A 23,063-nucleotide genomic window follows, 5' to 3' on the forward strand; every position below is an offset into this window, starting at 1 on the left:
TCAGCGCCACTCGTACTGGCGGTGGTAGTCCTCGACGTGGCTGAGCACGAGCATCGGCTCGCGGCCGGGGACGCGGTCCAGGTACTCGTCCCACCGGGCCAGGTCGACCTCGCGGTCGCGCACCGGCACCAGGCAGCGCAGCGTCTCCTTGAGCAGCAGGTCGTACTCGGCGAAGGTCAGCTCGACCCGCGCGTCCAGGCGTTCGGCGATGCGGCCCGCGCGCACGGTGGCCGCCGCGCGCGGGTCGGTGACGCCGCTGAAGAACTCGGCCGAGCAGCCGGAGCCGTAGGAGTACAGGCCCAGCCGGACGCCGCCGCCGAGCGCGGCGTTGTCGATGGCGCTGGCCAGGCCGAGGTAGACCGAGCCGGAGCACAGGTTGCCCACGCGGCTCGCGTACGCCGTCGCGGGCCGCAGCCTGCGCTCGAAGTCGGCCTCGATCTCCGCCGGCGCGGCGCGGCGCAGGTCGCGCATCATCTTGCGGTGCGCGGCCTTGACCAGTCCGACGAACGGCGTGTGCATGACGAGGTGGTCGAAGGTGTCGACGAAGTCCGCGTCCTCCACCTTGTCGGCGTAGTCGGCGAAGCTGTTGGCCAGGCAGTCGAGGTAGGCGAACAGGGACCGGTCGACGTCGGCGATGTCGAACTCCGGCGTCGGGCGGGCGGAGTCCAGCGTCTCGTAGCTGTGGTTGCCGAACGCGCCGAGGTCCATCGCCAGCACGGCCGGGTCGTCGCCGAGCAGCACGGCCGCCGCGCCGTGGCCGGTGGCGGGTTCGGCGTACTCGGCGCGGGCGTCGACCAGGGCCACGTCCGTGGCGATCACCAGCGCCTTCGCCCCCGGCGACACGCCGGAGGCGAGGTAGCCCACGGCGAGCTGCACGGCGGCCGTCGCGGCGTAGCACGCCTGCTTGACCTCCACCACGCGGCACTTCGGCGAGAGCCCGAGGTGCCGGTGCACGTACGAGGCCACCGACTTGCTGAGGTCCACACCGGACTCGGTCGAGGTGACCAGCAGCTCGATCCGGTCCCGCTCGGCCGGGTCGAGCGCGTCCACGATCGGCTTGGCGGCGTTGACCGCGTTGGTGACCGGGTCCTCCACCGGCAGGCCGATGGAGCGCTCGGACATCATCAGGTTCGCCAGCCGCGCGGGGTCGAGCCCCCGGCCCCGGAACAGCTCGGGCACCGGGATGCACGCGACCCCGAGGTAGGCGTTGACCGCCTCGATCCCGTAGGCGCTCACACCGGCCTCCGCGCGAGCAGCCGGTCGACCAGGGCGTCGAGGTCGGGCAGGCCGCTGAAGTCCGACATGGGGGCGACGACGCCGAGCCGGTCCATGGCCTCGACCACGATCTCCACCCGGTCCACCGAGTCCGCGCCCAGTTCCTTGAGGGTGGTGGCGGCGGCCACCCGGGCCGGGTCTGCCGCCGGCAGGATCACCGAGATCACCTCGCGCACGACGCGCTCCACCTCCGGCCGGCCGCTCATGCCGCACCCCAGGTCAGCTCCTGGCAGGCCACGGCCACCACCGCGCCGCTCTCCCTGTCACGCAGGACCACGTCCACCACCTCGTCCGTCAGCCCGCCGGGGGAACCGGTCAGCGACGACGACACCTCGGCGGAGAGGACGGTGTCGGCGTCGACGTTGCTCAGGTAGCACAGCCGCCGGGTGCGGGTCCGCCGCGCGAGGAACGCGGCGTCCGGGCGGCCGGCGGAGCGCCACGCCGCCAGCAGCGCCCCGTCCACGATCGAGAAGTAGGCGGCGAAGTACACCAGGCCCACGCCGTTGAGGTCGCGGGTCGGGTCGATGCGGTAGTCGGTGGTGAACCCGGCGAACCCGGGCTCACCGGCGGTCGGCGCGTCCCGCAGGGTCAGGTGCTGCCGGGCCTGGGCGCAGGCCAGCCGCGGCGAGTGCTCGCGGGGCAGCTCCGGCAGGTGCGCGGTGGTGAACCCCGGCGGGGAGGCGCGGACCAGGCCGCGGTTGCTGCCGGGCGCGGAGCGGGAGACCCAGCGGTTGAAGTTGAGCGCGTACAGGCAGTCCGGGCGGCGGTCCTCGAAGAACTCCGCGGGCTCCAGGGTCGGGTCCGCCGCGCCCGCGCTGCCGGCCGGGGCGACCCGGTGCAGCGTCGCGACCGACTCGGCCCCGCAGGCGAACACGGCGGTGCGCACGTCGATCCGGTCGCCGAAGGTGAAGCCCGCCGGGTCCGCGCCCCGCACGTCGAACAGCTGGAACGCCAGGTACGTCGGCTCGCCGTCGGCGTTGCGCGCGGTGAGCGCGTCGACGCCGCACGCGTCGCTGACCGCGCTCCACGTCCAGTCGCCGAGCCGGCCGACGAACAGCGAGTTGGCGCCGCACATGGCCGGGCTGAGCACGAACTCCCGCGAGGTGGTGGTGGTCGTCCCGGTGCTCATCGCACACCCCCGGCGGTGGCCGCCCCGGCGGCGGACCGCTCGGCGAGGAACCCGTCGAGCAGGGCGTTGAACCGGTCGGCCGCCGTCAGGCTCGGGAAGTGCCCCGCGTCGGGGAACTCGTGGAAGCGGACGTCGGGCAGGGTGCCGTGCAGCAGGTGCCCGGTCTTGAGCGGGATGACCGTGTCCAGCGCGCCGTGCACCTGGAGCACCGGCACGTCCAGCTCCGGCAGGCGCGGCAGCAGGCCGGGGTCGGTGGCGAACTCGTCGAGGTAGCGCAGGCCGGTGTGGGTGCTCATGCTCTCGCAGCGCAGCAGCATCCGCTGCAACCCGGCCCGGTCGACGGTCACGCCGTTGCGCTCCAAGCGCCGGAAGTCCTCGTCGGCGACGAGGCTGAGCCGGTTCATCTCCCCGGCGCGGTTGCCCACCCGGTAGGAGCTGCCGATCAGGGTCAGCGACGCCGTGCGCGCCCGGTGGCGCAGCGCGAACGCCATCGCCACGATGCCGCCGAACGACGCGCCCGCCACGTGCACCGGTCCGGCGACGTCCAGCGCGTCGAGCGTGCGCGCGAACAGGTCCGCCAGGCCGTGGACCGAGATGTCGGTGGCCTCGGTGGTCGCGCCCACACCGGAGTGGTGCACGGCGAGCACGCGGTACCGGTCGGCCAGCGCGGCGAACTGGGGGCCGAAGAAACCCGCCCCGATGTTGAACGGGTGCATCAGCAGCAGCGTCTCGCCGGAGCCGGCGGTGAACGCCTCGACCTCGCCCGAGCCGACCCGGACCAGCACGCGTCGCACGTCCGGCCGGTAGCCGGTGAGCACGGCGAAGTTCTCGTCCAGGGGGCGGTGCCCCTCGTCCATCGCCTCCCGCACGTCGTCGGGCAGCCGGTCGGCCGGGTAGTAGGCGGCGTCCGCCGCGCCGGTCCCGCCCGCGTCCGCCGCGCGCACCAGCGCCGGGGGCGTCGTGCCGGAGCGCGCCAGCGCGGCCAGCCGCGCCCCGGCCTCGGCGGCCTGCGCGGTGGTCGTGCCGACCGGGACGGCCAGCCGGATCAGCGAGTCGCCGTCCAGGTGCGGGGCGGCGCGGACGCCGGTGGCGCGGAAGACCCACGCCAGGGCGGACGCCACCGGGTGCTCCAGCCCGGCGGCGCCGGGCAGCCGGGCCGCGTCGAGCAGCACGGCGTGCCCGCCCGCCGGTCCCACCACCGGCAGGCCGGCGTCGACCACCGCCTGCCACAGGGCGCGCACGGCCGACATCCGCTCCAGCACGGCCCGCTCCGCGCCGGCGGTGTCCGCCAGCGCGGCCGTCATCAGGCGCCGGGTGGCCAGGCCGGCCTCGACGCCGCGCAGCGCGACCTGCTCGCGCAGGGTCGCGGCGAGTTCGTCGTCGTCGGTGAGCACGAGCCCACCCGAGGTGACGCCGTAGTCCTTGGACATCCCGATCGTCACGGCGCGAGCACCGGCGAGCAGTTCGGCCAGGACGTCCACCAGCGGGCGGTCCGGGTCGCGCAGCTCGTGCTCGCGGACGAACGCCGCGTTCTCCAGGCCGCGCGTGGCGTCGAGGACCAGCGGCACGCCGTGCCGGTCGGCGACCTCCCGCACCCCGCGCAGGTTGGCCAGCGACACCGGGTGCCCGCCGCGGGCGTTGGTGCTCAGCTCCACGCACACGAACGACACGCGGCCCCGCTTGGCGGCGAGGACGCGGTCCAGTTCGACGAGGTCCAGGTCGCCCAGGAACGGCTCGGCCGCCGCCGGGTCGTTGCGGACCTGCACCGGGGTGAAGCCGTGGTCGAGCTGGCTGACCGCCCAGGTGGGGAACAGCGCGTTCTGCACGACGTCGCCCCGGCGGCCGGGCCAGGCGCGGCAGAGCAGGGCCTCGGCCGACCGGCCCGAGCCGGTGGGCACGACGCAGCGGTGCGGCAGCGGCGTGGTGACGCCGAACGCCCCGGAGGCGAGGTCCACGGCGGCGGTCACGGCCTGGGCGGCGGTGGCGAGGCGGGCGGAGTGCGCCCGCACGTGCGGGGTGTCCAGTTCGGTCCAGGAGTCCGTGGTGAAGTCGAACTCCACGTCGCCGGCGGGGATGCGCAGCGGGTTGTGGCCCGCCCTGGACAGGGCCTTGTCCCGGCGCGCGACGTCGCCGTCGGACGGGGTGGGGTGCGGTGCGCCGGCCGGGGTGCGGGTCGAGGTCGGGGCCGGGGTGCGGGTGGGGGCCGGGGCCGGAGCCGGGGTGGGCGCCGGTTCCGGGGTCGCGCGGTCCTGTGCGGTGATGGCCGGCGGGTTGGCGATCATCAGGATGATCGACGCGACGTCGGCGGGCGGCTGGTCCGCCGGCTGGCAGAGGTAGACCGGGTGGTTGGTGGTCTGGAACTTGTTCTTGAAGCGGAAGTTGCCCTCACCGGTGAACACGCCCAGGGAGCGCAGCTCGGCCAGGCCGCGCTCGACGTCCGGGTCGGCGTTGGGCGAGCCGGTGATGCGGACGCCGAAGGTCCCGCCGAAGCTGAACGAGGTGTCCCCCTCGGCGGCCAGCCTGCGGATGATCTCCACGATGGTGTGCTCCAGGCAGCCGCGCGGGGTGCTCTCCCGGTAGAACTCCAGGTCGAGCAGGTGCGCCCGCTCCGACGGGATGCGCGTGACGATGACCGCGCTCTGGAGCACGCCGTCGAGCCGGGTGAGGAACGCGCGGTGGCGCGGGCCGAGCACGCCCCGGCCGATCTCGTCGCGCACCGTGCGCACGTACGGGTTGACCATGTCCTTCTGGGCGGCCCAGTCGCCGATCAGCTCGGCGACGGCCGCGTCCGTGGCCGGGTCCGAGCCCACCGCGTACTCCACCACCTCGGCCTTGCCGGCCCGCTCGAACCGGTTGACCTGGTTGCGCAGCTTGCGCGCCTTCGGGCCGTCGACGTCGAACGTCGACAGGTCCTCGATGCGCTGCACCGCGCCGAACGGGGTCGCCGACAGCGGGCGGCCACCGGCCTCGGCCATCGGCGACATCGCCAGGAAGGCGGGCTTGGCGCCCTGGGCCGCCGCGTGGGCCAGCCACTCCCCCGCCAGCTCGGGCAGGTACTCGGCGCTGCCGACGTAGCTCCACGCGAACAGCACGTCACCGCGCCGGGAGAAGTGGAAGTAGCCCTCGCGCCGGGAGCCGAGGAAGATCAGCGGCGCGATGTCGCGACCCGGCAGGCCGCCCTCCTTGGCGTGGGCGAGGTCGAGCCGCCGGACCAGGTCGGCCAGCTCGGGCCGGTCGTCGAGCTCGCGCTTGCCGACCACCAGCTCGCCGCCGGCGACGGCGTCGCTCACCGCGCTCGGCTCGGCCCGCTCGGTGCCCGCGATCAGCTCGGCGACCCCCTCGCCGAACACCTCGTCGAGGTGGGCCGCGAGGCGGGCCGGGGTCGGGTGGTCCAGCAGCAGCGTCTTGCGCAGCGCGCCGAGGCCGCGCTCCAGGGCGGCGACGACCCGCAGCAGGTCGAACGACGTGAAGCCGCTGTCCTCGAAACCGGCGTCCGGCGCGACCCGGTGCCCCACGGTGTCGGCGATGAACTCGACCAGCGCGTCGACGGTGGAGCGGGCGGGCGCGGCCGGTGCGGGGGTGGGGGCCGGTGCCGGGATGGGGGCCGGTGCGGGGGTCGGGCCGGCGGTCACCAGGGGCGCCACGAACGCCGCGAGCGTGTCGACGGTGTCGTGGTCGTACAGCTCGACGGCCTTGAGGTCGAGGGCGAAGGTCGAGTTGATCAACCGCACCAGGTCCATGCGGTAGATGGAGTCCAGGCCCAGCTCGCCGAACGGCCGGTCGGGCTCGATCTCGGCGGCGGGGGTGCCGAGGATGTTCGACAGCTCGTCGGTGACCAGCCGGGCGACCCGGGTGGCCGCGGCCGGGTCCGGGACGGGCGTCGCGGGCTGTCCGACCGGCGGGGCGGGCGCGGCGACGGGCCGCACGGGCGGTGCGGGTGCCGCAGGCGGTGCGGGCTGCACGGGCGGTGCGGGCGTGACCGGCGCGGCCGCCGCGCCCGGCCGCGACAGCTTGATCTTGGGGCGCGGCGGCGCGGGCTTCGCGGCTGGGCGCACGGTGGCCTCCTCGGTGGTCGGTGTCGCGGCCGTCGGTGTCGCGGCTGCGGGTGGCACGGCTGCGGGTGGCACGGCGGGTGCCTCGATCTCGGTGTCGAACCAGTGCCGGTCGTCGGCGAACTCCGTGCCGGGCAGCGGGACGCGGCGCGGGGCCGGACCGGGCCGGCAGGCCGCCCAGTCCACCTCCGCGCCCCGCACCCACGCACGGCTCAGCTCGTCGAGCGGTGATCCCGGCTCGGCGGGCTCCTGGCCCCGCCGCGCCCGGCCCCGGTGCACGCGGTCGTCGTCCAGGTCGCGCAGGAGCGCGATCAGCTCCTGGCGGTCCGCCGCGACGAACGCGGCGCGCTCGGGCAGGGCGTCCCGGCCGGTCTGGAGGACGTGCGCGGCGGTGGCCGGGGCGACACCGGTGCGCTCGACGTGGTCGGCCAGCGCCCGCGCGGTGCGGCGCAGCGCCTCCTCCGTCGTGGCGGACAGCGGGAACACGGCCGGACCGGTCGGGACCGGCAGGTCGGGCACGGGTGGCGCGGACTCCACGACCACGTGGGCGTTGGCGCCGCCGAAGCCGAACGAGCTGACCCCGGCCCGGCGGACCGGCACGTCCGACCAGTCCACCGGCTCGGTGGCGAGCCGCAGCGGCGTGCCGTCGAGCCGGACGAGCGGGTTGACCTCGGACACGTGCAGGGTCGCGGGCACCACGCCGCGCGACACCGCGAGCAGGGCCTTCACCAGGCCCGCCGCGCCGGCCGCCGCCTCCAGGTGGCCGATGTTGGACTTCACCGACCCCACGGCGACGTGGGGCGCGTCCGCGACCGGCAGGCCGTGGTCGGCGTAGAGGGTGGCGAAGGCCCTCTTCAGCCCTTCGACCTCCACCGGGTCGCCGAGGGCGGTGCCGGTGCCGTGCGCCTCCACGTAGCCGACGGTGCGCGGGTCGACGCCGGCGGCGCGGTGGGCGCGCACCACGACCTGGGCCTGCGCCTCCGGGTTGGGCGCGGTGAGCGACGCCGCCCGGCCGCCGTGGTTGACCGCCGAACCGGTGACGACCCCGTACACGTGATCGCCGTCCGCGAGGGCCGCGCGCAGCGGTTTGAGCAGCAGCACGCCGCAGCCCTCGCCCCGCACGTAGCCGTCCGCGCCGGCGGCGAACGCCTGGCACGCCCCGCTGGGGCTGAGCATCCCGGACTGGGTGAACGCGCTGAACAGCCCGGGGCTGAGCAGGGCGTTCACCCCGCCCGCGAGGGCCAGGTCGCACTCGCCCGCCCTCAGCGCGGCGACGGCGCGGTGCACGGCGACCAGGGAACCCGAGCACGCGGTGTCGACGGCTTCGCTGGGTCCGCGCAGGTTGAGCAGGTAGGACACGCGGTTGGCCAGCACGGAGTGGGCGATGCCGGTGGCGGTGTGCGCGCGCACCGGGACGTCGTGCCCCCGGAGCAGGTCGTCGTAGTCGGACGTGGACACCGCCGCGAACAGGCCGGTGGCCGTGCCCGCCAGCGAGGACGGGCGGTACCCGGCGTCCTCGACCGCGCGCCACGCGGTCTGGAGGAACAGCCGCTGCTGCGGGTCCATCAGCGCCGCCTCGCGCGGGGCGATGCCGAACAGCCGGGCGTCGAACCGGTCCACGTGGTCGAGGAACCCGCCGCGGACGTCCGCCGTCCGCTCGTCGGCCAGCAGGTCGGCGCGGTCGTCGGGCACCGGTCCCACCAGGTGGCGGCCCGCGAGCAGGTTGCGCCAGAACGACTCCAGGTCGGGGGACCCGGGGAACATCCCGGCCATCCCGACGACGGCGATGCCGTCCGGGTGCGCGGTCGGTCCCGATCCCGATCCCGGTTCCGGGCCGGGCCCGGACCCGGCCGGCGTGGCGGGCGCGGCGGGCGCGGCCGACGGCTCGCGCACGGGTCCGGGGGACGTGGCGGCGGCGATCTCGGCCCGGTGCTCGCGGTCGAGGTGCACGGCGAGCGCGCCCAGGGTGGGGTGCTCGAACAGCACGGTCGGCAGCAGGTCGAGGCCGTAGCGCTCGTTGAGCCGGTTGACCAGCTCGGTGAGCGTGATCGAGTCGAAGCCCTGCTCCAGCAGTTCCGCGTCCAGCTCGACGTCGTCCGGTTCGACCAGCAGGAAGTCCGCGGCCAACGCCCGGAGGTCGGCGGTCACGACCGACTCGACCGACTCGACCCGGTCGCCGCCGGCCGGGGCCTCCCGGGACGCGCGGTCGTGCCCGGTGGTCCCGGCCGACCCGGTGGTCCCGGTCGACACGGTCACCCGGGTGACCCCGCCGGCCACCGCGCGGTCGAACGCGGCCAGGGCGGCGTCGGTGGGCAGCGGGCGGAGTCCCCAGCGCCGCCGCAGCAGCTCCTCGGTGGCCGCGTCGACGGTCATCCCGCCGTCGGCCCACAGGGACCAGCCGATCGACACGGTGCGGCCCGCGCGGAGCCCCGCCGCGCGGCGCTGGTCGCGCTGCTCGGCGAAGGCGTCCAGGAACGCGTTGGCGTAGGCGTAGTCCGCCTGGCCCGGGTTGCCGGTCCCGGCGACCACCGAGGAGAACAGCGCGAAGAAGTCCAGCGGCTGGTCCGCGGTCGCCTCGTCCAGGGCGAGCGTCCCCGCCACCTTGGGCCGCAGCACGGCGGCCAGGTCGGCAGCGGTCTTCACGACCAGCCGGGAGTCGCGCCGCACGCCGGCGGCGTGCACGACGCCGCGCAGCGGGCCGACCCGCTCCACCAGCGCGCGCAGCGCGACCGGGTCGGCGACGTCGAGGATCTCGTGGGTCGCGCCGGGGATGGTCGCCACGAGCGCTCGCCGCCGGTCGTCGAGCGCGGAGCGCCCGACCAGGACGACGGTCCCGCCGCGCCGGGCGAGGTGGCGGGCGACGTGCAGGCCGACCGCGCCCGCGCCGCCCGTCACCAGGTAGGTGCCGCCGGTCGTCGGGGTGGTCGGGGCACCGGGCTGCCACTCGGTCGTCGACCTGACCAGGCGCTGCCCGCCGGCGTGCCGCACCTCGGCCACGCCGGGCTCGCACGAGAGCAGTTCCGCGGCGGTCGTGTCGGCCAGGTCGGCGGCCGGGGCCGCCGCCCGCGCGCCCTCGAAGCCCACCACGGCGGCCCGGAGGCCGGAGTGCTCCAGCGCGGCGGTGCGCAGCGCACCGGCCGCGGCCTCGTCGTGGGGTCGGGCGTGCGCGGTGGACGCCGCGTAGGTGTAGAGCGCCCGCACCGGCCGGGGACCGCCCTCGGCGAGGACGGCGGCGGTGAGCCAGAGGAACGGGGCGAAGCCGTGGCCGACCTCGTGCGCCACCTCGGCGGCGGAGGCCGGCGCCGCGCCGGGGTCCCAGCACCGCACCACGGCGTCGGGCAGCATCCCCCGGACCGCCAGCTCGCGCACCACCAGCCCGTACTGGGCCTGTTCGCCGGCGACGACCTCGTGGGTGCGGTGGTCGACCCAGCCGTGCAGGACGCCCGGCACGACCACGACGCAGCGAACGCCGTCGCGCTCCAGGCGGTCCGCCACGGCCTCGCCGGTCCCGGCGTCGGAGGCCAGCAGGACGGCGGTCGTGGGAGTGTCGCCGCCGGGGGCGGTCGCGGCCGGCCGCCAGACCGGTGTGGTGTACGAGCACTCGTCGGTGGGGCCTGTGGCCCTGATCTCCAGGCCGCGCAACGACACCAGCGCCGCGCCGCCCGCGGTGGTCAGGTCCGCGTCGTACAGCTCGCGCGGGCCGGGCTCGCCCACGCGGGTCACGTGGACCTCGCACGGCCCGGCGAGCACGCCGTGGACGGCCAGTTCGGCCAGCGCCACCGGGACGCGGACCGACGACCCGCCGCACGCCGCGGCCACCGCCTGGAGCGCGCCGTCGAGCAGGGACGCGTCCACGTCGGACCGGGGCGCCACCCTGGGGCTGAGCCGCGCCCAGGCCACGCCGTCGCCGGTGCGCAGCTCGTCCACGACCCGCAGCCCCGGGCCGTGGGCCAGACCGGCGGCGGCCATGCCGGCGTAGAAGGCGGTGACGTCCGCGGTGGTGGTGCAGCGGTCCGCGACCGACACCGGCGGGTGGACCGGGGCCGGGTCGTCGGACAGCAGACCGGAGGCGAGGACGGTGCCGGCCACGCGCACCGCGAAGCGGGTCCCGCCGTCGGTCGGGGTGAGGTCGACCGGCACCGGCCCCGTCAGGTCGTCCACGAGCACCGGCGCGCTCCACCGCAGGTCGCGCAGGACGGCGGCCGGGCGTCCGTGGCGGGCCGACTCGACCACGGCCGCGGCGGGCAGCCAGCGCGCACCGCCGACCCGGTGGTCGGCCAGGTGCTCGGGCACGTCCAGCGGGGGCCGGTCGGCAGCGGGCCGGACCGGGACGGCCCCGGGCGTCCCGGTTCCGGGCTCGGCGACGCCGGGCTCGACGACGCCGGATCGGGCGGTTCCGGGCTCGGCGGCGACCGGTCCCGGTGCCCAGTAGCGGTTGCGGTGGTCGAACGGGTAGGTGGGCAGGGGCACCACGCGGGGCAGCGGGTCGCGCCAGCGGGCGCGCCAGTCCACCTCCGCGCCGGTGACCCAGGCGGCGGCGGTGGTGGCGGGTGACGCGTCCGGCGGCACGACGGCGTCCGTGCGGGCGGCGGTGCCCGACGCGACCGCCGGGTGCTCCGCGCCGTCGGCGAACGCCCGCAGCGCGTCGACCAGGCCGGGCAGGTCCGTCGCCCGCACGGCGACCCGCGCGGACATCTCCCGCCTGCCCAGCTGGGTGGTCCGGGCGATCCGCGCCAGGGCGACGTCGCCGCCGGCGAGGTGGTCGGCGATCCTGCGGGACAGGACGCGGAGCCGGTCGTGGTCGCGCGCGGACAGCACCACGAGGTGCTCGTCGCCGGCCCCGGCACCGGCCCCGGGGTCGGCGTGCTCGGCCACGTGCTCCTCCAGGACGATGTGGACGTTGGCGCCGCCCGCGCCGAACGAGCTGACCCCGGCGCGGCGGGGGCGGCCGACCGGTTCGGGCCACGGCGCGGCCTCCCGCTGCACGCGCAGCGGCGAATCCCGGAAGTCGATCTTCGGGTTGAGCCGCGCGAGGTTCGCGGCGGGCACGAGGGTGCGTTGCCGCAGCTGGAGCAGCACCTTGGTCAGGCCCGCGATGCCCGCGGCGCCCTCCAGGTGCCCCAGGTTGGCCTTCACCGAGCCGAGGGCGCACTCGTGCCCCTCGGCGCGGCCGAGCGCCCGGTTGAGCGCGGCGACCTCGATCGGGTCGCCGAGCTGCGTGCCGGTGCCGTGCGCCTCGACGTAGTCCACGGTGGCCGGGTCCACGTCGGCGCGGCGCAGCGCCTCGGCGATCAGCGCCGCCTGCGCGGTCGGGTTGGGGACGGTGTAGCCGCTGGTCTTCCCGCCCGCGTTGGCGAACCCGCCCCGGATGACCGCCCACACGTCGTCGCCGTCGGCCAGCGCGTCGGCCAGCGGCTTGAGCAGCACCGCGCCGACGCCCTCGCCGGGCACGTAACCGTCCGCGTCTGCGTCGAACGCGCGGCAGCCGTCACCGCCGGCCAGCATGGTCATGCCGGACAGCGCCACCAGGTGCGCGGGGTGCAGCACCAGGTTGACCCCGCCCGCGACGGCCTGCCGGCACTCGCCCCGGCGCAGGCTCTCGCACGCCAGGTGCACGGCCGTGAGCGAGGACGAGCACGCCGAGTCGACGGCCAGGCTCGGGCCGGTCAGGTCGAAGGTGTAGGACACCCGGTTGGCGATGGACCAGTACGCCGAGTGCGCCGCCGGGAACTCGCCCCTGGGCCACCCGTCGGCCGCCGCGAGCTTGCCGTAGGACCCGTACATCACGCCGACGAACACGCCGGTCTCGCGGACCGCGCCGTGCCGGCCGAGGTGGCCGGTGCTCTCCAGCAGGTTCCAGCAGGTCTCCAGGAACAGCCGCTCCTGCGGGTCGACGGCCGCCGCCTCGCGGGGCAGCACCCCGAACAGCGGGGCGTCGAAGGCGGCGATGTCGTCGAGGAACCCCGCCCACCGGCCGCGGCTGCGGTTCGGGACGCCGGGCCGGGGGTCGAAGTGGGCACGCCAGTCCCACCGGTCGGCGGGCACCTCGGTCACGCAGTTGGCCCCGGCGAGCAGGTTGGTCCAGAGCGCGTCGAGGTCCGGTGACTTCGGGTACCGGCCGCTGACGCCGATGACGGCGATGTCGCCGTCCCGGACCTCCCGGGCCCTCACCGCGGCCACCGCGCCGGGCTCGGCCACCGGGGCGGGCTCGGCCACCGGGTCGGGGGTCTCGGCGGGGGCCGGGACCTCGGCCTGCTTCGCGGCGAACGCGTCGGCCAGCCGGGCGGCCAGGTCCTCGATCGTGACGTGCTCGAACAGCAGGGTCGCGGGCAGTTCGCCCAGGTCCGCGGAGAACCGGCGCAGGATCTCGGCGCCGTTGAGCGAGTCCACGCCGTAGTTCTCGAACGTCTCGCGGTCGCCGAACGCCGACTCGGGCAGCTTCAGCACGTCCGCGAACACCGAGCGCACGTAGTCCCGCACCGCCCGGTCGGCGGAGGGCAGGGCGAGCCCGTACTCCGCGAACCGGCCGACGTCGGCCTTGAGCACCAGCGCCTGCCGCACGCCGGAGGCCAGCAGTGCCCGCAGGACGGCGAACCCCTCGTCGGGGGAGATCGAGCCGACGCCCAGCGCCGCGAACCGGCGCGCGTGCGCCTCGTCCGCCACCGCGCCGACCCCGCCCCAGTAGCCCCAGTTGACGACGGTCGCCCCGGCCGCCGCCGCGACGGCGTCCAGCGCGGTGCTGCCCGCCGCGTAGTTGGCCTGCCCCGGGGGGCGGACGAACGACGCGGCGGAGGAGAACACCACCCGCACGTCCAGGTCCTCGTCCGCGACGGCGTCCAGCAGCGCGGTCGCGCCGGCCAGCTTGGGCGCCAGCACCTCGGCGAACGCCTCGTCCGCCATCGTCGCGAGCGGGCCGTCGCGCCACACGCCCGCGGCGTGCACGACGCCGTCCAGGCCGCCGAAGCGCTCCTTCGCCGCGCGGACCGCCCAGCGCGCCGACTCCGGGTCGGTCACGTCGGCGCTCAGGTAGAGCACCTGGCCGCCGGCGGCGGACACCCGTGCGGCGCGCTCGCCGATGGCGGCGTCGGAGGGGCGGCGGCCCACCCACACCAGGTTGGCCCGGTGCTCGCGGGCCAGGTGCCCGCTCAGCGCCAGGCCCAGGCCGCCCGCGCCGCCGGTGATCAGGTAGGTGCCGCCGTCGGCGAACACCGGTCGGGTGGGGGCGGGCGGCGCGAGGGGCGCGAACCGGCGCACGAGCCGCTGCCCGTCGCGCCAGGCCACCAGCGGTTCGGCCAGGTCCTCGGTGACGACCAGGGCCGCCGCCCGCGCCGGGTCGACACCGGTCGGGTGGGCGGGCACGTCGACGCAGCCGATCCGCCAGCCCGCGTGCTCGGCCCCGGCGGCGCGCGCCAGGCCGACGAGGGCGGCGATCCCGGGCCGCACCGGGTCGCCGTCGCGCACGGCCACCGCGCCGGCGAGGACGACCCGCACCTCCAGGGTCGCCCTGGTCCGCGCCAGGGCGCGCAGCAGCCGGAACACCGCCGGCGCGACGTCCGGGTCGGTCGTGCCGGCGGCCACCACGTACACCAGGTCCGCGGCGGGGTCGGCGGCGTCGAGCGCGGGCAGGCGGACGTCGTCGGCCGCGTGCTCGGCGGCCAGGGCGGCGGCGAGCGCCTCGCAGCCCCGGGCGGCGTGGACGGCGACGACCCGGCGCGGGCCGACGACGCGCACCGGCGCGGGCGCGGGGGTCCACCGCGGCACGTAGACCGGGACCGCGGGGGCCGCTCCCCGGTGCGGGCGCAGCGCGAGGCCGGCGAACGAGACGAGCACCCGCCCGTCCGCGTCGCACAGGCGCACGTCGAACCGGTCCTCGCCGCTCGCGCGGACCGCGTGGGCGTGCGTCGGGGTGCCGTCGTCGGCGTGCACGACCACCTCGTCCACGCTGTGCGGCACCAGCGGCGTCGGGCGCTCCCCCACCAGCGCGGCGACGGTCTGCAACGCGCCGTCCAGCACGCGCGGGTCGGGTCGGTGCCCGCCCGGTTCGCGGGGTGCGAGGGTGGCCAGCACCTCGTCGGCACCGGCCCGCAGGTCGGTGACGACCCGGAACCCGGGGCCGTAGCGCAGGCCGGCGCGGTCGAAGGCCGAGTACAGGTCGGCGGGCGGCACGGGGCGGGCGCACCGGGCGCGGGCGGCGACGAGGTCCACGCGCTCCGGCTCGCCGCCGGTGGCGAGCCGGCCCGTCGCGCACGGTTCGCCGCCGTCCGGCGCGAGGTCGAACCCCGTCCCGTCGACGGTCAGGGTCGCGGTGGTGGGCCGGTCGACGGCCAGGGGCCGCAGCCAGGTCACGTCGCGCAGCCGCAGCGGTCCGGTGAGCCCGGCGCGGCGCGCGGCGGTCACGGCCAGGGCGATGGTGGCCGTGCCGGGCAGCACCGGCGTGCCGGACAGCACGTGGTCGGCGACGAGCGGCGCGTCGGGCGCCAGGGCCAGGGTCACCGGTCCGGCGGGTTCCGGCGCGGCGGCCGGCACCTCGGCGGGCACCGCGACCGGGACCTCGACCGGCGCTGCGGGGGCCGGGTCCCCGGGGGCGGCGATCCAGTGCCGGTCGCGGGCGAAGGGGTAGCCCGGCAGGGACACGGGCCGGCCCGGCAGGTCGGCGAACACCGCGGCCAGGTCGCCCTCGCCGCGCTGCCAGTCGCGGGCGACCCGGTCGAGGTCGGTGTCGCCGCGCACCGGTTCCGCGCCGGCGAGGAGCCGGTCGAGCTGGGCGCGCAGGTCGGCCAGGTCCCGGGCGACGAACGCGACGCGGTGCCGGAAGTGCGTCCGGCGCACGGCGAGGGTGTGCGCGACGTCGGTCAGGTCACCGCCGCCGAGCACGCCGGAGTGGATCATGCCGTCCGGGGCCAGCGCGGCCCGCAGGTCGTCGATCCGGGCGCGCAGCGCCTCCGCCGTCCGGGCGGACAGCGCCACCACGGCGCGCCCGGGCCTCGGTCGGGGGTCGGCGGGGGCGGGCGGGGCTTCCTGGAGCACGAGGTGGCAGTTGGTGCCGCTGAAGCCGAAGCTGCTGACCACGCCCGTGCGGACGCCGCTCGGTCCCGGGTACCAGTGCGCCCGGTCGGGCAGGACGCGCAGCGGTCCCCCGGTCAGGTCGGCGTCCGGGTTGGGCTCGGTGAAGTGCGGCGACGGCGGCAGTTCGCCGTTGCGCAGCGCCAGCACGACCTTGACCAGGCTGGTGATGCCGGCGGCCAGGGTGGTGTGGCCGACGTTGGCCTTGACCGAGCCGAGGACGGCCGGCGAGCGCCGCCCGCCCAGCACCTCGGCGAGGGCCTTGACCTCGATGGGGTCGCCCAGGGCGGTGCCGGTGCCGTGGGCCTCGACGTAGTCGACGTCCTCGGCGGAGATGCCCGCGCGGGCGTGGACCGCGCGCAGCAGGGACGCCTGCGACGTCGCGCTCGGGGCGGTGATGCCGTTGGTGCGGCCGTCGCCGTTGACGCCCCCGGCGCGGATGACCGCGTGGACGCGGTCGCCGTCGGCGAGCGCGCGGTCCAGGCGCTTGAGCACCACGGCGGCGCACGCCTCGCCGAGCACGATGCCGTCGGCGGAGGCGTCGAACGGCGCGCTGCGGCCGGTGGGCGACAGCATCCCGGTCTTGCCGGTCCACACGTGCATGCGGGGCGTGTTCATCACGGCCACACCGCCCGCGACGGCCGTGTCGCACTCGCCGGCGCGCAGGCTGTCGCACGCCAGGTGCACGGCGACCAGCGACGACGAGCAGGCCGTGTCCACCGCGATCGTCGGACCGGTCAGGTTCAGGTGGTAGGCGATGCGGGCGGGCAGGATGGACGCGGCGCTGCCCAGGAAGCTCTGACCGGTGTCGTCCCGGCCCGCCTCCTCGACCAGCCGCAGGTAGTCGCCCGCGCCCGCGCCGACGAACACGCCGCACCGGCCGCCGCCGACCTGCCCGGCGTCCTCCAGCGCCGACCAGGCGGTCATCAGGAACAACCGCTGCTGCGGGTCTACCAGCTCGGCCTCGGCGGGCGAGAGCTGGAAGAACGCCGCGTCGAACAGGTCCACGTCGGACAACATCGCGGCCCAGCGGCTGTTCGTGGTGCCGGCGCGCAGGCGGTCGGGGTGGTAGACCGCGTCCACGTCCCACCGCTCGCGCGGCACCTCGCGGACGCTGTCGTGCCCGGCGACCAGGTTGTGCCAGAACGTCGGCACGTCGGGGGCGTCCGGGAAGCGGCCGGACACCCCGATCACCGCGATCGCGTCGTCGGGGTGCGCCCGCGCGCCCGCGCGAGCGGGTTCGGACTCGTCGCCCTCCCCGCCCAGGGGGCTCCGCTCGGCGCGCACCCGGCGACCGCGCGGCGCGGCCAGGGTGAGCGGCGCGGCGGCGGGTCGCGAGGGCGCGCTCAGCACGACCTGCGGCGGGTGGGACGCGACCCGGTCGCCGCTCACGGGCGCGGGACCCCGGGACCGGTCGTGCTGGACGGGCTCGGCCGGCTGCCGGCCGGGGGCCAGGGCGGCGTCGAGCAGCGCGCGGGAGCGGGCGGCGACCTCCAGGACGTGGTCGGTGAGCCGCGCGACGTCCGGGTGGTCGTAGACGGTCACGGAGTCCAGGTCCAGCCCGAACCGCTCGTTCACGGCCCGGACCAGGGTGACCGCGCCGATGGAGTCCACGCCCAGCTCGTTGAACGTGCGGGTGGGGTCGAGTTCGTGGCGGTCCACGAAGAGCTGCGCGCACAGCGACTCCTCGATCACCCCGACCACCTCGGCGCGGGCCGGCGCGGGCGGACCGGCGGGCACGGGGGCGGGGGCGGCCACCCGCTCGACCGGCGCGGCGACCGGCGCGGTGACCACGGGCGCGGCGGGGATCGGTGCGGCGTACACCGGCGCGGGCCCGGCCTGGACGGGGGCGGCCTGCGTGGGCGCGGACTGCGCGGGGACGGCGGGCGCGGCGGGGGTGCCGTTCCGGCGGAAGGCGTCCGCCTTGCCCTGGTGCGCGCGCACCCGTTCCAGCGACTCCGCCCCGAGCACCCGCTCGTGCAGCTCCACCTCGCGGCGCACCACGCCGGACAGCTCGGCCAGCACCCGGCCGGCCAGCTCCTCCTTGAGCGCGACGACGGCGGCACGCGGCTGGGCGGCGATCGACCGCGCCAGCTCCAGCGCGGCGGGCAGCACGTCGGCCGCGTCGTGGACGACCACGTGCGCGCCCCGCCGCTCCAGCTCGGCCCCGGACAGCGTCCTCGCGCCGAAGAACATCTCCGCCGCCGTGGACGCGCCGAACCGGCGCTGGAGCGCCTGGGTGGCCCCGACCCCGGGGGTGAACCCGAACTTGAGGAAGTTGGCCGCGTACCCGGCTTCCCGGGCGAGCAGCACCACGTCCGCGTGCAGGCCGAACGCCAGTCCGCCGCCGGCGGCATGGCCGTCCATCGCGGCGATCACCGGCAGGGGGCAGCGCGGCAGCCCCTCGTAGACGAACGGCGCGTCGGTGAACCGGCCGTTGCCGTCCGCGAGGTCGGCCAACCCCTCGGGGGTGCCGCCCATGCAGAACACGCCGTCCGAGCCGGTGAGCACGACCACCTTCAGGTCGGTGCGCGCCGCGACCTCGGCGAAGGTCGCCTCCAGCGCGGCCAGCAGCTCGGGGGTGAACATGTTGTGCCCGCCGCGCATGGTGACGAGGGCGATGCCCTCGGCGGGGACGCGCAGTTCGACGGGGGACGCGGAGGTCGGCACCGTGTTCTCCTCGTGGTTCGGTGCGGCGGACGGCGACGCGGAGCGCCACCGGCCCACCCAGTGGGCCTGCTCGCGGAACGGGTAGGTGGGCAGCGGGACGCGGCGGGCGCCGGGTTCGGCGCAGCGGTCCCACGGGACGTCGGCCCCGGCCACCCAGGCGGCGGCCAGCGCGGTGAGGTCGCCGGCCCGGTGCAGGTCGAGGCAGGTCCGCGCGTCGGGCGCGGTCTCGGGGTCGGCGGTGCCCCACGCGCACCCGGCGGACGGGGCGGCCCCGTCGAGGTGGCGGCGCAGGCCGGCGCGCAGTTCGTCGGCGTCGGCGGCCACCACGGCGAGCCTGGCGCGCAACGGGGTGCGCCCCGTCGCGAGGGTGTGGGCGATGTCGCGCAGCGCCGGCCGGGTGCCGCCGCCGGCCGGTCCCGACCGCGCCGCGACGAGGGCGGCGAGGTGGGCGGGGGACGCGCCCGGTCCGGCGGTGACCGGCAGCGGCGCACCGAGGGCGTCGCCGCAGCGGCGGGCCAGTTCGAGCAGCATCGGCAGGTCGAAGCCCAGGTCGGTCAACGGCTCCGCCGGGTCGACGCGGTCGACGGGCACGTCGAGCAGCGCCGCGATCCGGTCCAGCAGCGTGGTGAGCACGTGGTCCGCGGCCGGGTGGGGCCGACCGTCCAGCGCGTCCAGGAGGTCCTCCGCGCGGCGGCGCAACGCGTCGTCGTCCCGCGCGGACAGCACGAACAACCGGGTGGCCGGGGTGTCCGGCGGGGCCGCCGACCGGGGCGGTTCCTCCACGACGAGGTGGCTGTTCGCGCCGCCCGCGCCGAACGCGCTGATGCCGGCGCGCAGGACGTCGCCGCCGACCGGCAGCCAGGGGCGTGCGTCCCGCTGCACCGCGAACGGCGAGCCGGCCAGCCTCAGGTGCGGGTTCGGCTCGTCGGCGTGCAGGGAGGGCACGAGGGTGCGGTGCTTCAGCTGGAGCAGCACCTTGGTGAGCCCGGCGATCCCGGCCGCCGCCTCCAGGTGGCCGATGTTGGACTTGACCGAGCCGATCGCCACCGAGGCCGCCGGGAGGTCGGTCCCGAACGCGGCGCGCAGCCCGTCCAGCTCGATCGGGTCGCCCAGGGACGTGCCGGTGCCGTGCGCCTCGACGTAGCCGACGGTCGCCGGGGCCACCCCCGCGCCGGTCAGGGCGCGACGGATCAGGGAGGTCTGCGCGGTGGGGCTGGGCACGGTGAACCCGCCGGTGCGACCGGTGTGGTTGAGCGCCGTGCCGCGGATGACGCCGTGCACGTGGTCGCCGTCGGCCAGCGCCCGGGACAGGGGCTTGAGCAGCACCGCGCCGACGCCCTCGCCCGGCACGTAGCCCGCCGCGCCCGCGCCGAAGCTGCGGCAGCGCCCGTCGGGGGACAGGAACTGCCCCTGCGACAACTGGAGATACTTCTGGGGGTGGATGGTGGTGTTGACGCCGCCCGCGAAGGCCAGCTCGCACTCGCCGCGCCGGATCGCCTGCACCGCGAGGTGGACGGCGGTCAGCGACGACGAGCACGCGGTGTCCACGGACAGGCTGGGGCCGGTCAGGTCCAGCACGTGGGAGACCCGGTTCGCGACCGAGGCGTGCATGGCCACGGGTGCGACGCCGGCGTCCTGGTACAGCTGGTAGTGGCTCCACGTCACCCCGGCGAACACGCCGACGTCGCGGCCGCTCAGCACCTGGCCCGCGTCCTCCATGGCCTGCCAGCAGGTCGTGAGGAAGAGGCGTTCCTGCGGGTCCATCCGCTCGGCGTCGCGCCGCGAGATGCCGAAGAAGGCGTGGTCGAACCGGTCGACGCCGTCCAGGAAACCGCCCCAGCGGCTGTAGGTGCGCCCGTCGAGGCCGGGGCGCGGGTCGAAGTGGGCGTCGTGGTCCCAGCGCTCGGCGGGCACCTCGACCACGCTGTCCACGCCGTCGAGCAGGTTGCGCCAGAACGCGTCCAGGTCGGGGGCCTGCGGGTAGCGGCCGGCCAGCCCGATCACGGCGATCGCGCCGTCGTCCACGACCTCCGGTGCCCGCTCCACCCGGACCGGCTCGGTGCGGGCCGGCTCTGCGCGGACCGGCTCGGCGGGCGGCGGGACCAGGTCGTCGATCCGCGCCGGGTCGCCGTGGACGACGACCGCCACACCGTCCGGGCCGCTCAGCAGCCGGTCGAGCACGGCGAGGCCGTCCGCGGTGGGCATCGGCGCGGTGCCCTGCACGTCCCACACGCGGCGCAGGGCGGCCTCGGGCAGGCGCATCCCGCCCTCGGCCCACATGGGCCACCCGATCGACACGCTCGCCCCGGCCCGGTCGGACCGCTCGGCCCGGCGGCGGGCGAAGTCCTCCAGCGCGCCGTTGGCGTAGGCGTAATCGCTCTGCCCGGTGTTGCCGATCGCGGCCGTGAGCGACGACGCCACCGCGAAGAAGTCGAGGGGCGCGTCGCCGATCGCCTCGTCCAGGTGGACGGCCCCGAGCAGCTTCGGCTCGACCACGGCGCGCAGGTCCCCCGGCCCCTTGCGGACGAACAGCCCGTCGCGGGTCACGCCGGCGAGGTGCAGCACCCCGTCGACCCGCCCGAAGCGGGCGCGGGCGGCGGCCACGGCGGACGCGGTGGACGCGGCGTCGGTCAGGTCCGCGCCGAGGGGCAGCACCCGCGCGCCCAGCGCGGCGAGGCGGTGGGCGCGCTCGACCAGTCGCGGGTCGTCGGCGTCGCGGCCGACCAGGACCAGGCAGGCGCCGGGTCGGCGGGCCAGGTGCTCGGCGACGGGGCCCGCGACACCGCCCGCCGCGCCGGTGATCAGGTGGACGCCGCCCGCCGCGGACCGCACCGGCGGTTCCGCCGGCGCGGGCAGGTGGCGGCGCGCGGAGCGCACCGGGCCGCGGTGGCGGACCTCCACCTCCGGGGAGCGGTCCCCCGCCTCGGTGAGCACCAGGGCGGCGAGGGCGTCGGCCGGCGCGTCGTCGACCTCGACCGCGCGGCACCGCACGGACGGCGACTCGGCCGCGATCGTGCGCGCCGCGCCCGCCACCGCCGAGCCCAGCGAACCGTCGTGCACCACGTGCACCACGTGCACCGCGCCGCTCGCGCCGGTCCGCGCGAGCGCGCCCGCCGCGTCCCACAGCACGACGCCGGCCTCGACCGGGTCGGGGTCGTCCAGGGCGATCACGAGCACCACGACGGGGCGCGCGCGGCCGGCGAGCAGGTTCCCGACGTCCTGGCCGGTCGCGTCGACCAGCGCGCCGTCGTGCCGGGGGCGGAGCGCGGCGGCCAACGCCTCGCTCCGCGTGCCGGGGAGGCGCACCACGACCACGTCGCCCACCGCTTCCGGCGCGGGGGCGAGCGGCGTCCACACGGGCCGGTAGACGCGGGTGGCGACCTCGTGGACCGGCGCGGGTCCGGCCGCGGTCGTCGCGGCTGTGGACGGCGGCTCGGTCGCGGTCGGAATGGCGGTCGCGGTCGGGGCGGTCGGGGCGTGGAAGCCGTGCAGGCCGCCCAGGTGCGCGGCCACCCCCGCGACGTCGGTGAACTCGAACAGCAGCGTCGGGTACAGCGCCGTCCCCGCCGCGCGCTCCAGCTCGCGGCCCAGGTCGAGCAGCGCCACCGAGTCCAGGCCCAGGTCGTAGAAGCCGGTGTCGGCGGGCACGTCCGCGGGCGCGCGGTCCAGCACGCGGCCGATCAGCTCCCGCAGGTGGGCGCGGTGAGCCCGGACGGCGTCGGGTCCGGGCGGCAGGGCGTGGACCCCCTCCTCCGCGCCGGGTGCGGCGGCCTCCACGACAGGCGGTTCGGCGCTCGTGCCGCCGTGCAGCAGCCGGGTGATCAGTCCGGGGAACCTGATCCGCTTGCACGTCAGGCCGCGCACCTCCGCGCACAGCACGCCCTCGTCGTCGTAGAGGCCGTAGCTGTTGGTGATCACGTCGCCGGAGTCGGCCAGCACCTCCACGCCGGGCGCGTACAGCCAGGTCCGCCCGCGCAGCGGGCGCGGAGCGCGGAAGCCCTCCACGAACATCGGGATGAACGGTTCCCGGGACACCGCCTCGGTCTGCCCGTAGGCGGCGATCGTGGAGGCGTCCATCTTGGCCGGGTGCAGGTGGAACAGCTCCTCCGTCCCGGCGGCGGCCGGATCGAGGTCCAGCTCGGCGAGCAGGTAGCCGTCGCCCACGTGCAGCGTTCCCCGGCACGTCATGGCGGGTCCGTGCCGGATGTCCTCGGCGCGGGCCCGCGCGTACAGCTCGGCCAGCTCGTAGCGCCGCACCGCGCCGGCCCGCAGCGCGGCCGGGTCGATCCGGTCGTCCGCCTCCCGCTCGTCCAGCAGCAGCCGCGCGGTCAGGTTGGTGTGCCAGGGGTTGTCCGCGCCCTCCCAGCGGCTCGACACGGACACCGCCCGCACGCCGGCGGCGTCCGGCGCACCCACCAGCACCCGAATCTCCCGGCCCCGACCGGGTTCGGTGGCGATCGGCTCGGGGAACAGCACGTCGCGCAGGTCGGCGCGGGTGTGCGGCAGCCCGGCCCCGGCGAGCACCCGGTGCACGGCGTCGAGCAGCGTCACCCCCGGCATGACGGACACGCCGTGCACCCGGTGGTTGTCCATCACGAAGTCGTCGTGGGCCAACTGGATGCGGCAGTCGATGGCGCCGTCGTGCATCACGGGGTCCTTTCGCCGTGCTCGCTGTGATCACCGGCGCCGGGCCGGCCGGCACCGGCCCCACCGGCGAAGCGGAGGGTCGCCAGGGACGTCACCAGCGGGGCCGGTGGCGGTGGCGTGCGGTCGATCCAGTGCCTGCGCCGACGGAACTCCGGCGGCGGCAGCGGGGTCCGCCGGGGGGTGTGCGGTGGCGGGTTGGAGACGATCGCGTGGGCGTTGGTGCCGCC

5 protein-coding genes (1 of these 5 only partly in view) are annotated in these 23,063 nt (G+C 77.0%); all 5 read right to left on the reverse strand.

The window, feature by feature from the left end:
• Tightly spaced (each overlapping or abutting the next), the 5 genes in view from J2S66_RS15200 to J2S66_RS15220 form a layout consistent with a single transcriptional unit that may run on beyond the window.
• Nucleotides 1-1,236: a hydroxymethylglutaryl-CoA synthase family protein gene (locus tag J2S66_RS15200; protein WP_310307700.1), complete on the reverse strand. Its 1,236-nt coding sequence runs from the start codon at nucleotides 1,234-1,236 to the stop codon at nucleotides 1-3.
• Nucleotides 1,233-1,481 (reverse strand): acyl carrier protein, encoded by a 249-nt coding sequence (locus tag J2S66_RS15205; RefSeq protein ID WP_306744724.1) that lies wholly within the window; start codon nucleotides 1,479-1,481, stop codon nucleotides 1,233-1,235. The genes J2S66_RS15200 and J2S66_RS15205 overlap by 4 nt, the downstream gene beginning before the upstream one ends.
• Nucleotides 1,478-2,404 (reverse strand): LnmK family bifunctional acyltransferase/decarboxylase, encoded by a 927-nt coding sequence (locus tag J2S66_RS15210; RefSeq protein WP_310307701.1) that lies wholly within the window; start codon nucleotides 2,402-2,404, stop codon nucleotides 1,478-1,480. Before J2S66_RS15210 ends, J2S66_RS15205 begins: the two co-directional genes overlap by 4 nt.
• Nucleotides 2,401-22,836, reverse strand: a complete 20,436-nt coding sequence (locus J2S66_RS15215) for an SDR family NAD(P)-dependent oxidoreductase (RefSeq protein WP_310307702.1) — start codon at nucleotides 22,834-22,836, stop codon at nucleotides 2,401-2,403. The genes J2S66_RS15210 and J2S66_RS15215 overlap by 4 nt, the downstream gene beginning before the upstream one ends.
• Nucleotides 22,836-23,063, reverse strand: partial view of a non-ribosomal peptide synthetase gene (locus J2S66_RS15220; protein ID WP_310307703.1) — the final stretch only. It continues 12,177 nt past the right edge of the window; 228 of the gene's 12,405 nt are visible here — the last part of the coding sequence; the start codon falls outside the window, past its right edge; its stop codon occupies nucleotides 22,836-22,838. Before J2S66_RS15220 ends, J2S66_RS15215 begins: the two co-directional genes overlap by 1 nt.

Origin of the sequence: Saccharothrix longispora, from assembly GCF_031455225.1 — a bacterium.
Lineage (GTDB): Bacteria > Actinomycetota > Actinomycetes > Mycobacteriales > Pseudonocardiaceae > Actinosynnema > Actinosynnema longispora.